Below are 13,359 nucleotides of genomic sequence, written 5' to 3'. Positions count from 1 at the left end.
GACAGCAGATGCTGTCATCACTCTGGTAGCGTCGGTGACGACAGCTTCTGTCATCACTCGCGAGGAGACATCAGATGCGCACCCTTCGTTTTCACGAGCACGGTCCGGCGGGCGAGGTATTGCGGGTCGAGTACGCCGAAGCCCCGAACCCCGGGCCGGGCCAGATTCGCGTCGCGGTTCAAGCGTGCGGGCTGAACCCGGCGGACTGGGCGTTGTGCGAGGGCCTGTTCGCCGGTGACCTGCCGCGCGGGGTCGGGCTTGAGGTGTCCGGCACGGTCGACGCGCTCGGCGAAGGCGTGACTGGCGTGAAGATCGGCGACCCGGTCTTCGGGTGCGCGCCGTTCACCGGCCCGACCGCGGGTGCGTCCGAGTTGGTGCTGCTCGATTCGTGGTTCCCGCGCCCGGACGGGCTCGACGCGGTCCACGCCGCGGCGTTGCCGATGGCGACCGGCGCGGCTTACGCGGCGCTCGACGCACTCGGCGTCGGTTCCGGGACCACCCTGCTCGTCCACGGCGCGGGCACTACCACCGGGTTTGCCGCCACGCAGATCGCACTCCTGCGCGGGGCGCGCGTGATAGCCACGGCGGGCGAGACACACGCCGAGACACTCCGCTCAACGGGCGCGGAAGTCACCAGCTACCACGATGGAATCGCCGACCGGGTGACGGCGCTGGCCGGGGGACCGGTCGACCTCGTGCTGGACGCGGCCCCGTTCAGCCGCGCGGTGGCCGAACTCGTGCGCACGGTCAAGGAGCCCGGCCACGTGCTGACGCTTGATCTCAGCTCGGCCGAACCCGGGGTCCAGACCATTGTCAGCTCCGGCGCCCAGCCGCGCTACGACGTGCTCGGCGAGTTCGCGTCGCTCGCGGCGCAGGGGCGGTTTTCGGTTCCGGTGTCCCGGATTTTCCCGCTGGACGACTGGCGTGCCGCGCTTGAACTGAGCCAGTCGCGGCAGGCTCGGGGCAAGCTGGTGCTGGCGCTCTAGCTCGCGCCGAGCATGCGGAGGACCAGTTCGCCGTACTCTTTGCCCAGTTCGGCGGGCGTCTGCCGGGTCCGTTCGCTGTACCAGCGCGCGACGTCGACGCCCAGCGACAGCACGGCTCGCGCAGCGATCCCGACGTCGCCGACGGTGAACGCGCCGGACTCGACACCGTCGGCGATCACCTCGCGCACGCGCTGCTCGATCTTCCGCCGCAGCTGCGCGACGACCTGATATTCCTTCTCCGGCAACGCATTCAGCTCGTACTGCACCACGCGCGCGACGGTGTGCCGCCGCGCGTGCCAGGCGACGAAATCCTCGACGAGCAGCCGCATCCGCTCCACCGGGCCGGTGACGCGCCCGATGACGTCCTCGACGAGGGCGAGCGTCTGCTCGTGCCCGTTGCGGCTGATCGCGAAAAGCAGCGCGGCTTTCGAGGGGAAGTGCACGTACAGCGCGGCCGGGCTCATCCCCGCCGCGCCGGCGATGTCCCGGGTGGTGGTGGCGTGGTAGCCGCGTTCGGCGAACGACTCCACCCCGGCGAGCATCAGCCGGCGCGCGGTCTCGGGCTGCACGTCGGGCCACAGGTCGGCCGAGAGCGTGGTCATCCGGCGATCCTCCTCTAGTCCCGCGCCGGCCGGTGAGTCCGCCCGTCGTCCATAGAGTGTAAGCGCTCGCTTTGTGGAGAAATCCGGTGACACATCCCGCAATCGGGGATGACATACCGATGAGCCTATCCGAGCCACGCGGCTGCGGCCGCGAGAAATAGCACCTTTTGGTGGTCGTGAACTCACGCCGTGCAGTCACTGGAGCCAGCCTCTGAGGCACCGGAACCGAGGTCGATCGAGGCTGAACCGCGGCATTGGTCTGATCTATACAGCGCTGAGACCTGGCAGCTCGGGCCGCAGCGGCGCGTTCGGTCCACGCCGTGAGCTGTGCCGAGGAGGAGCTTCGCGCTAGGCCTGACCGTGGTAGGCGCGGTACGCAGCGTCCATCGTGAGGCGGTGACGGACATAGTCGTGATGCCGCTTCAGCGGTGCGCCGCCGGACGCTGCCAGATGCACCGTCAGGTCTTCCAAGAGTTCGATCAAGACCTGGAACGGAAGAGCAGCCACGGGTTGTCCCTGTTCATCGGTCAGGTCACGGTCGATGCCGGCTGCGCGCAGGAATGTCTCGCGAGAGTTGTCGTCCTGCGGCAGCAGGTCGCGGTCGCCCCGGTAGTGGCGTGCGCCTGTACGGACGAGCCACGCACCGACAAGGTCGTGTGCGTGGCGCTCAGCAGCCTCGTAGGGGTGCACTTGGTCGCCGACTTCGTCACACAGTTCGAATGCCGCGACCAGTTCGTCAGCGTCCAGGTGCGGGTTCGCGTCGATTAGCGCGACAACGCGCGCATCGGGGTGAGACACGACGCACACCATACGCAGCGTCGTAGCGCAGCGGAGACAGTGCCGGACTATCCGTCACTCAGCGTCGCGCCCGGACGGAGCGCCTGCAGAGGTTCGCCACCATGGACTTGCATTCTTCGTCCAGAGCGAATCCTCATGAAGGTCAAGCTACGAGCGGGTGCGGCTCGCCGGTCAGGGCCGCCACCGCGGTGGCGATCTCCTCGATCGTCGCTGAGACGTACGTGAGAGTCGTCCCGGTCTGGTATCCGCCGGCATGGCCCGCGAAGGCCGCTGCGACGGCATAGCCGAAGTTCCGTTCCACCCAGGTCAATGTCGTGTAGCGCAGCCAGTGTGCGGTGACTCCGGCTGCGCTGATCCACGGCAGGTGCTGGCCTAGCCGCGACCACAGGGCGGCGTACCGCGCCGCTTGCATGGGAGTCCCGTTGCGCGCGCGCAGCAGTCGGTCGCTGCTGATGCCATTCGGGTTGCGCAGCTCTGTGTGCTGGGTCAGCGCGGCCAGGAGCGTCGGCGAGACTGGCTGTTCCCGGCTGGTGCCGCCCTTCTCGTACAGCCGGACTGTGGAGTCGATGTCATTGAGGTCGACCGGTCGCAGGGCGAGGGCGCCGCCGCGGCGGCAGGCTGTTTCCGTGTGCAGCCGGATCAACAGCGTGTCCAGGTGCGGATCGTTCCCCGTCGTGGCCGCGACCTCGTTGATGTCGGAAAGCTGTTGGTGTGACAGCGCTCGGCGGAGGCTGGCGTGACGTCGCGGTTTCTTCACGCGCGCGGCGGGGTTTTCGGCCCTCCCGATCAGCTTGTCGCTGACCGCATGGTTGTAGAACGCACGGACAGCGTCGATAAAAGTCATCTTCGCGCCTCGTCCGTCTCGCGAATTTTCCCGAAGTGCTGAGCGCTTTTGCACGTCATTGGCGAGCTTGCCGATTTCGGTGGCGGTCGGCTCATCGATCCTTCGGTCGGCCCACTCCTCGGTGAGCACACGCCAGTAGTGCCGCCACGTTTGCACAGAGTTCGGGGAAGCAGCCGCGATAACGGCGGGCATGTACTCGGCGAAGGTCGGAATGTATACCTTGGCGGGCGTTTCGATCAGTTCGAGCGGCGACACTCGCAGGCGTTCAAGGATGGTCTGCGCTGTCAGGATGTCGGCGACATGCGAGTTCACTTCGTGGGCCGCGGCGAACCCTGCTTCTGCGGTCACCGGCCTGCCCCGACGCTATGAAAGCGGTGAACCATGTCGTCGATCGCCGATTTCGGGTAGACGATGACAATGCGTGATTCCGGTGCGGCGGCCAGCAGTGCTCTGTCTTTTGATTCGAGTCCGAGGAGTCTTTGGAGGTGCGCGGGGACGGAAATGCTTCGACGTCGCGCTACGGTGAGGGGGCCGGATGGGGTCGGTGCGAAGGCAGCGACACCGCTGATGAACTGGACCTGCAGTCGTTCTCCGGGGAACCAGGCCGCGGTCTCGATGATGTCCTTGTCGTGAAACCTGCCCGACTCGTCGATGCGGCAGATCGCATAGACGACGGAGGAGGAGTTCGTTTCGCTGGTCAGCGCGATCATCGGAAGAGGCTCGACAGGCCGCGATCTGCCGCGTTCCCGGATGTCAGGTGCCAGGGCTTCGATGATCGGTGACAGCGGGGCCTCTTTATCGACTTGTTGAGGCGAACAGATGCTGTCCAGTTCGTGTGGTCGAATGCGTTGGGTTTGTTCTGGAGGGGTCACCGCATCGTCCGTTCACGGTTCCGCGGAGGGCTGCGAGGTGTGGGGCAGCCTCGCGAGACCCGGCGGCGGGTCATCGCGCTGCTCCGTGCTCTGGAACAAGGACGTCTGGAAGCGGTGGTTCCCTGGAACCCGTTCGATCCGCAAGACGGCAACGGTCCAAGTCATGCCGACGCCGACGCCCACCAAAGCGACATGGTCGCCCGTTTGGACATCGGCGCGCGCGAGAAGCCGGGCCAGGCCGATGATCTGGTCGTTGGGACCGATATGGCCCCAACGACTGCCGTCTTGGCTGAGCGTGCGTTCGGCTGAAATGCCCAGAGGCCGGAGGCAATGAGCATCGAGCAGAGGCTGTCCGTAGTGCGGCAGGAGAATCCACGCTAGCTGGTCAGCGATGAGGCCGGCGTCTGCGAGAGCGTGGTTGAAGGCGTGCCGAATGCCGTGCGCGTTGCGGAGGTTTATGGAGGTGGTGCCCACGGTTGCGAGGTACTGGCGCTTGCGTTCGCGGACGCGTTCGGGCCCCGGGTCCGTCGTGCCAGCCGGTGGGAAGCGGCTGTGTCCTCGGTGGAGTTGCTCGAGCGTGGGGTCGGTGTAGGAGGCAGTGGACAGAACGCGGGCGAAACCGGGGAGCCTGCCGAGGATGAGGGCGGATCCGCCATCGCCGTAGGCGATGCCGTGGTCGGCGTTGAGGTGGTCGAACGCCGGTGGGCCGAAGACTTCACCGCCGGTGAGCAGGATGTGGTTGAGGTCGGCGCTGCCGGCGAGCATTCGGGAGCCGAGGTCGATGCCGCCGACGAGGGAGTTCGACATGGCGTTCAGCTCGGCGGTGATGCCAGGCCCGGGAGGCAGGCCGAGCTTGGCGCGGATGTAGTTGGCGCGAGACCAGAAGTCGATCCCGCGGCTGCCTCGCCATATCGCACTGTGCAGATGCAGTTCGGGGACGGGCAGGGGGCCGTTCGTGATCTGAGCCAAAGCAGAGAGCGCAGCGTTCGCGGAGCTGACTGCGAGGTCCATGCCGGTGCTCTGATCTGCGATCGAAATGGATTGCTGTCCGGTCCGATGGCCTGGAGCGACCGGGACAAGCTTGCCCAGCGTGGCGCCGATCCCGCGGATGTGGACGGATGACCACTGCATCTCAGTACCGTCCGCCGGTGTCTGCGCGGAGGTCGTTTTCGATTGCCGCCACCGAGGTGTAGTAGGCGCGAAGCTGGGTCCTGGTGATGCCAGCTTGAGCGGCGATCTCGTCGAGGGTGACTGGTGGCAATGAGGCTGGGGATTGCGCGGTGAGTAGCTCGTGAGCTGCGCGCAGGATTTGATCGCGCACTATGTCCTCCCTGGTTGAGACGATGCCATCGGCTGGATGTCGAGAGCGTTGGGCAGCAGGGGAGGGCTGTGCGAGTTGGTTGCGACAGCGGGCAATCAAGCAGGGAGTTCCTTACCGCCGCCGCGTGCGGAGTCTGCTGGCTGGGGCGGTCCTTATCCGGTGCAGGTGTTCGGCGCGAAGGGCATTCGCGCGCGCGGCTCCCAATCCGGTGAGCTCGGGTATCGGGACCACGTTGCTGTCGAATGCGGGGTCAGTCGCGATCATGAGACAGAGCACCGTGGCATTGAGACTGAGGTTGACTATCGAGTAGGGCGTGCCGACCGGGATATAGACAATGTCGCCAGCTGCCGGAAGAACGGGGACCATCCCTTGGCCCGACAGAACGGCCGCGGATCCGCTCAGCGCAACGAGAGCGCTTTCGGCGGTGCGATGGCGACGCGGCGGCACGCTTCGTGCGCCGGGCAGGAGCAATCGCGCCGCGGAAAAACCTTGCACAGGTACTGGTGGCGCATACAGGACCAATGTGCTCAGCCCTCCGGCTGGTAACGGACGGGTGTTCGCTCCGTTTGGTCGGCAGAGCACTGCATTGTGCGGATCGGTCATGCTGCCCGCCCTGGCTTGCCGTGCCGCGCGAAGGTGCGGTGTGGCGCGGAGGCGAGTTCGCGTGCGAGTACAGCATTGGCTTCCGCATCGTCGGGAGTGCGGCGGCCGTGGCCACAAGCGGCGGCGACAGCGGTGAACGGACGTCCAAGGGCGTTCTCGGCTAGTTCAAGTGCGCGGGCTGACTCGGATGCGTGGTGTTCGTCGACGAGCCCTGCGATGACCTCGACGTCGTCGGGCAGTCGGAGGAGCGCGCGGTAGTAGGCGGCGTTGGTGGAGGGCGCGCTCGTGCCGGTGCACATCGGGATGTGCACGCGCGGCATGCGCAGTCCGAGCTGGGCCAGCTGCCTGTGAAGGGCCCGGATGATGCGCACGGCGGGCGCGAGGCTGGAAGGGGTGACGAGCGGCTCGTGGTTGAGGTCGCCGTGGCAGAGGTGGAGGATCCACTTCGCGTTTGTCGGGCTGTCTCGGATGATGCGGGTGATCTGCTCGGCTAGGAGACCTGCCGCAGCGGCTTGCAGGGATCGGGGGACGCGGTCGAGGAGAGTGAGGGAGGCTGGGGTTTCGAGCTGGAAGACGATCTCGTCTCCCCAGCGCTGGTGGATCTCGTTGATGTCGTGCAGCAGGGCCTCGCGCAGCACGCCGACGTTCGCGAGAGTGCGGAACGGGGCACCAAAGCAGATGTAGGCCAGGTCGAGCGGCCCGGGGATTGATACCTGTGCCGGTGGCATTTCGTGTGGGCTGTCGAGGGTTTGACGGGCCGCGATGACGGTGGCGGTGTGGCTCATCCGGCGGAGGGATACGTCTTCCGGTGCGAGTTTCCGGCCGGGTGTGATGCGGTATCGGGGGTAGTCGTCGTAGCTGGTGGCGTCGCCGGTGCGGACGGGTTCGAGCGCGTCGACGTGTTCGAGGGCGTAGAGCCAGTCGACGATCCACCGCGGGTCGGCGTCGCAGGGAAGGCTCGCGAGGGTGTGGTCGCGGGTCTGGTCGAGCATCCATTGCATGCCCGCTTGCGGTGTCGGTGCGAGTTGCGGCGGCAGGGAGCCGACGAAGTGAATGGCGCGTGTGGGGTTCGTGGCGTCTGAGGACTGCGTTTCGGGTTGTGTGGCGGTCATTGTTCCTCCCGCGGGGTTTGGGATTGCTGCGGTGACGGGGGAGGGTCGTCACGTCGAGGTGGGCTGCTGTGGTCCGCCGGTTGCTGGCGGACCACAGCAGGAGGTCAGCCGGTGACCGGCAGATGGCCGGGGCGGGGCGTTGGGGAGGGTGCGGGCCGGTATCCGGGCTGGTCGTGGCCGGGGTCGGTCGGCTGGCCGCTTGGGCCGGGTCGTTCGGTCGGAGCTGGGCGATGGCCTGGTCGGGTGGGTTTGCCGGTTGGTGCGGGTTCTCCGGTCGGGGTGGGTTCGCCGGGGTGACTGGTGGGCGGCGGTTCGGTGGGTGGGGTGCCGGTGCCGCAGGAGACAACGGCGACGGTCACACTGATCGCTGGTGCGCCGGGGGTTTTGACGGTGATGGTTCCGGCGGTTGCTTGCGGTCCTCCGGATTTTCCTGGGGTGACGGTGAGGTTGCCAGTGGAGCGCGTCGGGGCCTTGACGGTGGTGACGCCGTTGCGGCAGGTGGCGGAGAATGGGCCGACGCTGGTGGTGCCGACGCGGACACTGGAAACGGTCGCCTCGGCGAGTCCGGCTCCGGCGCGGAGGCTGATGCCGCTGGCGACTACGGCGCCGCTGGGGGAGGAGACGGACCCTCCGCCGGTCTTGACGCTGCCGCTGCTGGAGACAGACGGAGCAGGGCCGAAGTGTTCTCCATTGCTGACGGTGATGCCGGACGCGCTGGAGCCGGAGCCGGCTGCGAGCGCGGCGGGTTTCGCCGTCAGCGAGGTGGTTCCGACGGCGACGCCGAGGACTAGTGCGCTGGCACCTGCCCCGGCCAATGCGAACCGGACAGCGCGCGGTTGTGTGGGCATTGCTGCTCCTTCTTGGTTGTGTTCAACGGATGAGGACCGGAGTGCCGAGAGGCACCTCGGCGGCCAGTCGGTGCAGGGCGTCGGCAGGGACGCGGACGCAGCCGTCGCTGGAGCGGGTGCCGAAGACTCTGGGGTCGGGCCAGGTGTGGATGCCGGCCGTTCCGGGGCCGCCGCCGAAGGTCTCATGACTGTTCGAGTGGATTCCCAGCGGGAGAATCACGGGGCTGTAAGCCTGTTTTGCGTCGGTGAGGGACGCCATCACGAAGGTGCGGCCCGCCGGCGTCGGCGCGGATTCCTTGCCAATGCCGATCGTCCAGGTGGCGGCCGCAGTGCCGTTGTGCGTCAGCGTTAGGCGAAATGTCTCCCGGTCCACCTCGATCCGGTAGGGAGTCTGGGTGACTGTCAACGCGGAGTCCTGTGTGGACAGCCAGCCGACGGATCCGTTCGGGCGGGACGGCAGAAGAACTTGGACCCAGCCGTCCTCCTTTGCCACAACGGGAAGCCAGGTGTCCGAACTGATCTCCTGCACCGGCAACACAGCGAACGGTTCCGCGCCGGGAGCGCGGTAGAGCGGGATCGGCCGCAGCGGATGCACGACTGTTCCGTCCGGCGCGTCACGGTCATTCAGGTCTCGCGGCGCAGCGGGGATCGTGGCGTAGGTCGTGGCCTGAGGTAGCGACTCGGGGTGCGATACAGGCTGAGGCGTGATCTTTGCCGCGGTGTGTTGTGCCGGTGCGGGAATGCCTTCGCCGGTCGCCGACTGCGGGACGTTCAGGGCATTGTTCACGGAGATCGCCAGCAGCAGTCCGCACGCGAAACCTCCTGCTACGAACAGGAACCGGCGTGTCCAGGTGCGCAGTATCGACGGGCGTCGGGAGATAAGCGTGGGCATCAGGCCTCCGGCGTCGTGATCGGGAACGGAGGTGGTGCGGGCCAGCCCCCTGACCGGGCCCGCACCACCGGTTCACTTCGCGGCGAGCGCTGCGACGAAACCGCGGTCGGGTGTGCCGACTCCGGTGACGTTGTCCCAGCCGGGACCGCTTTGCAGGGTCTGCGGTCGGGTGTCGAGGTCGATCAGGTACTGGCCCTGCTGGCTCGGCACGCCGGTCGCCGGGAGCGTGTGCATCGTTGGGGTGAACACGCCGGCCTTGACCGGGGTGACGTCCTTGATCCCGGTTCGCAGGGCGTACAGCGACGGGGTCAGCAGTCCGCCGCGCGCACCGCGTACCTGCTGGGAGTCGGCTGCCAGCCCGGCGACGACGGGAGCCGCGAGCGAGGTGCCGCCGAAGGAGTACAGGCCGAACTGGCCCTGCCGGGTCTGCCCGACCAGGAAACCGGTGTAGGAGTCGGCCAGTGCAGCGATGTCCGGCACTGCGCGGTGTCCGTGGCTTGCCGAGGCGGGCACGACTCCCTTCTGCCAGTCAGGAGCGCCATAGAGCGCGGAGGAACCGCCGCCTGCACCGCCGGCGAACGATCCGTCGGTGTTGCGCTGGGGGACCCATTGCCCGCCAGAGAGGGTGTTTCCGGCGTTCTCCCAGCCGGTGACCACGACTGGCTTGTTCTGCTGGTCGAGGCCGACGGTGGTGCCGCCTACCGCGGTCACCCACGGGCTGGAGGACGGGAAGCTCGCGGTCGCGGATCCGGTGATCCCGGCGTTCGTTCCGGCGTCGCCGGTCGAGACCGCGATGGACTGTCCTTGGATGGCGGCCTGCAATGCGATCGAGTTGAACTGGTCGCGGACCGCAGGGGCCATGCTTCGTTCGCCGTCGGCGTTGCCCCAGGAGAACGACAGCACGTCCGCGGCGTTCTCGTTGACTGCCTTGACGACCGCGTCGTACAGCCCGCCGAGGCAGGTCTTCGCGGCGTAGTACCGGATCTTCGCATTGGGCGCGATGGCGTGGGACGACTGGACGTCGAGCGCCTGTTCGCCGGCCCACCCGTCGGCGTCGCACTTCTGCTGATCGGTGAATCCGCCATCGGGCAGGACCGCGGTGTACTGGCCTGGTTTCAGCTGGGGGATTCCGGTTTGGCTCGCCGCTCGGCTGGCGTCTTCCGCAACCGTGTTCCCGTTGTAGGCGCCGACGATGCCGATGGTGGTGCCGGATCCCTGATCGCCGGAGCCGAGGCTGTACATGGCCCGCAGCGAGGTGCCGGTATAGCCGCACAGCGAGTTCGACTGTGCGCCGGACGGGTATTTTTGCGGGACGTCGGTGTTGTTCTGTTCGCCCCACCAGCGCGCGCAGTGCTGTTCGGTATTCGGGGCGTGTGGTGCGGTGTGTTGCGGCCTGATGGTTTTGCCGCTGTCGTCCAGCCCGATCACGGCGCTGACCACGCCGTGCAGCGCGCGGGGAATCGTGATCGGGTTTTCGGGCGCGGTGAGACTTCGGGCTGAGCCGCTGATTTTGGTGCGGTATGAAGCGAGATGCGTGCCGAAGGCGCGTTCGAGATCGCCGGTGGTGCCTTCGACGTCGACGAACATCCGGTTCGTGGTCGTGTCCTTCACCGTCAGGCCTGCGCGGGCAAGCCAGTCCTGTACCTGGCGTACAGAGTCGTCGGTCGGTCCGAAGCGGTCGGTGAATTGTGCGGCAGAAAGGAAATGTCCGCGCTGACTGCTCCCCGGCCTCGAAACCTCGCTGGCAAGTCGTGCTGCGCCGCTGGGATCGCGCAACGCCAAGGCGACTTGTACCTGGCGAACGTCTGAGGTGTCGACGTTGCCGATCTTCGTCGAAGGCGTGGCCCACGCGGGAATACTGCCGGACAGGGCGCTTCGGTCGGTGCTCGCGTCATGGGTTCCGTCGGCGATCGCAGGCGCGGCGACAGCCGACGAGAGCGCCAGCGCCGCGGCCAATGCCGCGGTGGGCGGAGAAAAACGCATGAGTGTCCTTAGGTTGTTTTTGTGGCATGACAAGGTCGCGCCGGATACGGCGCTGACGATGAACTGAGGAGAAAGTGATGCCGCCCCGGCGATTCGCCGACAGGCGGGGCACGGTAAGAGTCCATTAAGGACTTAAATTGTTGCTTTCGCGGTGCGCTGGGTTGGGCGAGCGCGAACCGGACCCGGTTCGCGGCGGCCCTCGGGGCGGACCGCGTCCGTTCAGGTGGTGCTGTATCTCGGCGACGCAGTCAGAGCGCGGAGGGATGATGGAGAACGTGCGATCCCTCGGTGCGTGAATGTGCGTCGCCGGCACGACGTCAGTCGGCACGACAACTCCCGTGTCGGCGGCCGTCCGGCCGGTGCGCCGCACCCTCCCTGATGCGGCGGCCGTGGCGGCCAACTCGGTGTAAACCTACCTGCTGACCGCACTTTGTCAACAGGTGAATTCAAAATAGGCGGAGAGTGGTCAGTCGCCGTTGGTTGTCTTCTGGTCCCGCGAGATGGCGGACAGGATCTCGATCAGCGCTTGCTTGTTGTCGGGGGACGAGCTGTCGAACGCGGAGCCGATCTCCCGGGCCTGGACGCTTTGGAGACCGATCTCGTTCATCAGCTCGAGGATGCGCCAGTCCGGTGCGGCGAGTTTGGTCTCCGTGTCGGGAAAGCCCGTGATGTGCTCGGCCGGCGTGGCGGGATCGAGCGCGCGCGCGTCGATGCGCCAGTAGTCGGCGAAGCCGTTGACCTCCGACGCGCGTGGCATGGGGCGACGACCGGCACGCAGGTTGTTGATTTGCTGACGGCTGATCGAGATCCCGCGGTGCGCCAGGAGCCAGTCGGCGATCGCCTGGGCGGAGGCTCGCTTCGTCCGCAGTTCGGCTGCGTGTGCCGCGATGAATTCCGGGTCGGTGACCGGGGTGCGATCCGCGTCGTAGCGGACGAACGACTCGTGGGCCAGCATGTGCGTGAGGCGCCCGGAGAAGCTGTCGAACCCGAGCAGTGTCCGGTACAGCGCGGCCTGTTGCTCGGCAGTGCGACGGGGGATCGGCGAATCGCCTGATCCGCGTGCACCGCCGCTCTGCTGTGCGCGCTGGTCGTTCATCTGGTCCCCTCGGTGCTGCTTGACAAGCACTGCTTCATCGATACGCTGGCCTGTGTCGTGACAACACAGCGAGTCAAATCTCTCACGACCTGCCCTCCTTGACAACAGCTGAAGCCGTCGCGCCTCCAAACTGGGGACGCGGCGCAGGTCAGCGACGTCCGGGAGGCGCGAGATGAGCACTTCACCCAGCAGTGCGGCCGCCGATTCGCACCAGTCGGCAAGCGCGGACTCGCTCCGTGCCCGGTTGGGGTTGGTCATCCCGGTCCTGGGCGCGTCCGGCGGCGTCGGGGTGAGCGTAGTCGCTGCCGCGCTCTCGGACGCGTTGCAGCTAGCCGGATATTCTGTGCTACTTGCCGACACCGCGGGGCCGGTCCGTTCCGGACTCGGGCGGGCGGCCAGAGCGGACGGCCCGGTCGTCCGCGTTCCGGACCCCGTGGCTCGCGTGCGGTTCTCCTGGCGAGCGCAAGCGCTCGTGGGCCGCGTCGAGGACCCCGGAAGAACCCGGTCGGTCGCGCCGTCCCTCTGGTGGCTTCCTGGAGACCGCCGCGTACAGGCGACGGTCGTCGACGTGGCAGGCGACGCCTGGGAACTCGCGTCGGACGTGCGGCTGGGTGCCGGTCGCTGGCTGGGTCTCGCGGCATGCCCGCTGCTGGTTCTGCGGCCTACCGTGCCTGGTCTGGTCCAAGCCGAGCAGGTTCTCGCTCGCCTCGAACCGTGGGTGCTGCGGCGGCTGATCCCGTCGATCGGGCATCTGGTGGTTGTCGGGGCGCGACGGTGGCCTGCACGGGTCGCGGCGACGGCGGGGACTCGGGTCAGCGCGATGCGGGAGAGCGCGGTTTTCCTGCCGCACGACCGAGAGATCGCAACCGGCGGGATTACCGCCGACGTCACACCGGACAAGATCCGTACCGCTCTTTCTCCGCTGCTGCGCCAATGGCGTGCGACAGGATGGCTGCCGCCTCCGCAGGCCCACCGAAGACCTTCGTGATTGCCCGTGTTTTCGCCCTCGTCGTATGAAGCCCTCCCGCTTCCGCGCACCCGTCTCGTCCGGGTGCCGAGCAGGGAGTCGCGATGCTCAGCCATGTGGTGTGGACCTGGATCGTCCATGTCGCGGATCTTCCGAATCCGGAACCGTCGAGACCGCCGGGGGCCGACCAGATCCTCGGGCTCGTCGGCAATGTGAAGTGGGCCGCCGGGATCGCTTTGCTGGTGGGCTTTTTCATGGGGTTGGTGGTGTGGGCGGGCGGCCGGTGGGTCGATCACCACCGTGCCGGCAAGGTCGGCTTGGTCATGATGCTCTGCGCGGTCGGCGGCGCGCTGCTGTACGGCATCGGCTGGACCGTCATCAACGGCTTCGCGGGCGCGGCGAAATGACCGGCCGCCTGGACCCGCGCATGTGTGC

15 protein-coding genes are annotated in these 13,359 nt (G+C 67.3%); 4 read left to right on the top strand and 11 right to left on the bottom strand.

What is annotated here, in order from left to right:
- The first annotated feature begins 74 nt into the window (after positions 1 to 74).
- A complete protein-coding gene (locus ABD156_RS04800) occupies positions 75 to 986 on the top strand; it encodes an NADP-dependent oxidoreductase (protein ID WP_344267047.1) in 912 nt (303 codons plus the stop codon).
- On the opposite strand, the gene ABD156_RS04795 is transcribed toward ABD156_RS04800, so the two are convergent.
- The 10 genes from ABD156_RS04795 to ABD156_RS04750 form a co-directional block, all read right to left on the bottom strand.
- Positions 983 to 1,588, bottom strand: a complete 606-nt coding sequence (locus ABD156_RS04795; protein ID WP_344267045.1) for a TetR/AcrR family transcriptional regulator — start codon at positions 1,586 to 1,588, stop codon at positions 983 to 985. The genes ABD156_RS04800 and ABD156_RS04795 overlap by 4 nt on opposite strands.
- Positions 1,589 to 1,936: 348 nt before the next feature.
- On the bottom strand, positions 1,937 to 2,386 hold the full coding sequence (locus ABD156_RS04790) for a hypothetical protein (RefSeq protein WP_344267042.1): 450 nt from the start codon (positions 2,384 to 2,386) through the stop codon (positions 1,937 to 1,939).
- A 142-nt stretch (positions 2,387 to 2,528) separates the two neighbouring features.
- Entirely contained in the window at positions 2,529 to 3,578 is a 1,050-nt protein-coding gene (locus ABD156_RS04785) for a tyrosine-type recombinase/integrase (RefSeq protein WP_344267039.1), read from the bottom strand.
- Positions 3,575 to 4,102, bottom strand: coding sequence for a hypothetical protein (locus ABD156_RS04780; protein ID WP_344267036.1), 528 nt, complete (start codon positions 4,100 to 4,102; stop codon positions 3,575 to 3,577). The genes ABD156_RS04785 and ABD156_RS04780 overlap by 4 nt, the downstream gene beginning before the upstream one ends.
- Positions 4,103 to 4,114: 12 nt before the next feature.
- Positions 4,115 to 5,233: a 3-oxoacyl-[acyl-carrier-protein] synthase III C-terminal domain-containing protein gene (locus tag ABD156_RS04775; protein ID WP_344267033.1), complete on the bottom strand. Its 1,119-nt coding sequence runs from the start codon at positions 5,231 to 5,233 to the stop codon at positions 4,115 to 4,117.
- A gap of 1 nt (position 5,234) precedes the next feature.
- On the bottom strand, positions 5,235 to 5,423 hold the full coding sequence (locus ABD156_RS04770) for a hypothetical protein (protein WP_344267030.1): 189 nt from the start codon (positions 5,421 to 5,423) through the stop codon (positions 5,235 to 5,237).
- Between the two features lie 599 nt (positions 5,424 to 6,022).
- Entirely contained in the window at positions 6,023 to 7,138 is a 1,116-nt protein-coding gene (locus tag ABD156_RS04765; RefSeq protein WP_344267027.1) for a hypothetical protein, read from the bottom strand.
- Positions 7,139 to 7,242: 104 nt separating this feature from the next.
- Positions 7,243 to 7,986, bottom strand: a complete 744-nt coding sequence (locus tag ABD156_RS04760) for a hypothetical protein (RefSeq protein WP_344267024.1) — start codon at positions 7,984 to 7,986, stop codon at positions 7,243 to 7,245.
- 22 nt (positions 7,987 to 8,008) lie between these two features.
- The gene (locus tag ABD156_RS04755) at positions 8,009 to 8,878 is read right to left on the bottom strand and encodes a L,D-transpeptidase (RefSeq protein WP_344267021.1); all 870 of its coding nucleotides are present in this window, start codon (positions 8,876 to 8,878) and stop codon (positions 8,009 to 8,011) included.
- Positions 8,879 to 8,950: 72 nt separating this feature from the next.
- Positions 8,951 to 10,789, bottom strand: a complete 1,839-nt coding sequence (locus tag ABD156_RS04750; RefSeq protein ID WP_344268464.1) for a S53 family peptidase — start codon at positions 10,787 to 10,789, stop codon at positions 8,951 to 8,953.
- On the opposite strand from ABD156_RS04750, the gene ABD156_RS04745 reads away from it, so the two are divergent.
- Positions 10,698 to 10,928 (top strand): hypothetical protein, encoded by a 231-nt coding sequence (locus ABD156_RS04745; RefSeq protein WP_344268582.1) that lies wholly within the window; start codon positions 10,698 to 10,700, stop codon positions 10,926 to 10,928. The two genes, ABD156_RS04750 and ABD156_RS04745, sit on opposite strands and share 92 nt — an antisense overlap.
- 399 nt (positions 10,929 to 11,327) lie before the next feature.
- On the opposite strand, the gene ABD156_RS04740 is transcribed toward ABD156_RS04745, so the two are convergent.
- Positions 11,328 to 11,957: a hypothetical protein gene (locus ABD156_RS04740; protein ID WP_344267018.1), complete on the bottom strand. Its 630-nt coding sequence runs from the start codon at positions 11,955 to 11,957 to the stop codon at positions 11,328 to 11,330.
- A 172-nt stretch (positions 11,958 to 12,129) separates the two neighbouring features.
- On the opposite strand from ABD156_RS04740, the gene ABD156_RS04735 reads away from it, so the two are divergent.
- Together ABD156_RS04735 and ABD156_RS04730 are read left to right on the top strand one after the other, a co-directional pair.
- On the top strand, positions 12,130 to 12,945 hold the full coding sequence (locus ABD156_RS04735; RefSeq protein WP_344267015.1) for a P-loop NTPase family protein: 816 nt from the start codon (positions 12,130 to 12,132) through the stop codon (positions 12,943 to 12,945).
- An 83-nt stretch (positions 12,946 to 13,028) separates the two neighbouring features.
- Complete coding sequence (locus tag ABD156_RS04730) at positions 13,029 to 13,331, top strand: hypothetical protein (RefSeq protein ID WP_344267012.1); 303 nt, start codon at positions 13,029 to 13,031, stop codon at positions 13,329 to 13,331.
- The last annotated feature ends 28 nt before the right edge of the window (positions 13,332 to 13,359 follow it).

The sequence above is a fragment of the Amycolatopsis albidoflavus genome (genome assembly GCF_039525725.1).
Taxonomy (GTDB): Bacteria; Actinomycetota; Actinomycetes; order Mycobacteriales; family Pseudonocardiaceae; genus Amycolatopsis; species Amycolatopsis albidoflava.
Note: the sequence above shows the minus strand (reverse complement) of the source record. Positions and strands in the feature narration are given on the sequence as shown.

Coding starts and splice junctions, on each gene's coding strand:
- ABD156_RS04765 (WP_344267027.1), bottom strand. CDS start 7,138: ATGACCGCCACACAACCCGAAACGCAGTCCTCAGACGCCACGAACCCC.
- ABD156_RS04795 (WP_344267045.1), bottom strand. CDS start 1,588: ATGACCACGCTCTCGGCCGACCTGTGGCCCGACGTGCAGCCCGAGACC.
- ABD156_RS04755 (WP_344267021.1), bottom strand. CDS start 8,878: ATGCCCACGCTTATCTCCCGACGCCCGTCGATACTGCGCACCTGGACA.
- ABD156_RS04735 (WP_344267015.1), top strand. CDS start 12,130: ATGAGCACTTCACCCAGCAGTGCGGCCGCCGATTCGCACCAGTCGGCA.
- ABD156_RS04740 (WP_344267018.1), bottom strand. CDS start 11,957: ATGAACGACCAGCGCGCACAGCAGAGCGGCGGTGCACGCGGATCAGGC.
- ABD156_RS04760 (WP_344267024.1), bottom strand. CDS start 7,986: ATGCCCACACAACCGCGCGCTGTCCGGTTCGCATTGGCCGGGGCAGGT.
- ABD156_RS04800 (WP_344267047.1), top strand. CDS start 75: ATGCGCACCCTTCGTTTTCACGAGCACGGTCCGGCGGGCGAGGTATTG.
- ABD156_RS04775 (WP_344267033.1), bottom strand. CDS start 5,233: ATGCAGTGGTCATCCGTCCACATCCGCGGGATCGGCGCCACGCTGGGC.
- ABD156_RS04730 (WP_344267012.1), top strand. CDS start 13,029: ATGCTCAGCCATGTGGTGTGGACCTGGATCGTCCATGTCGCGGATCTT.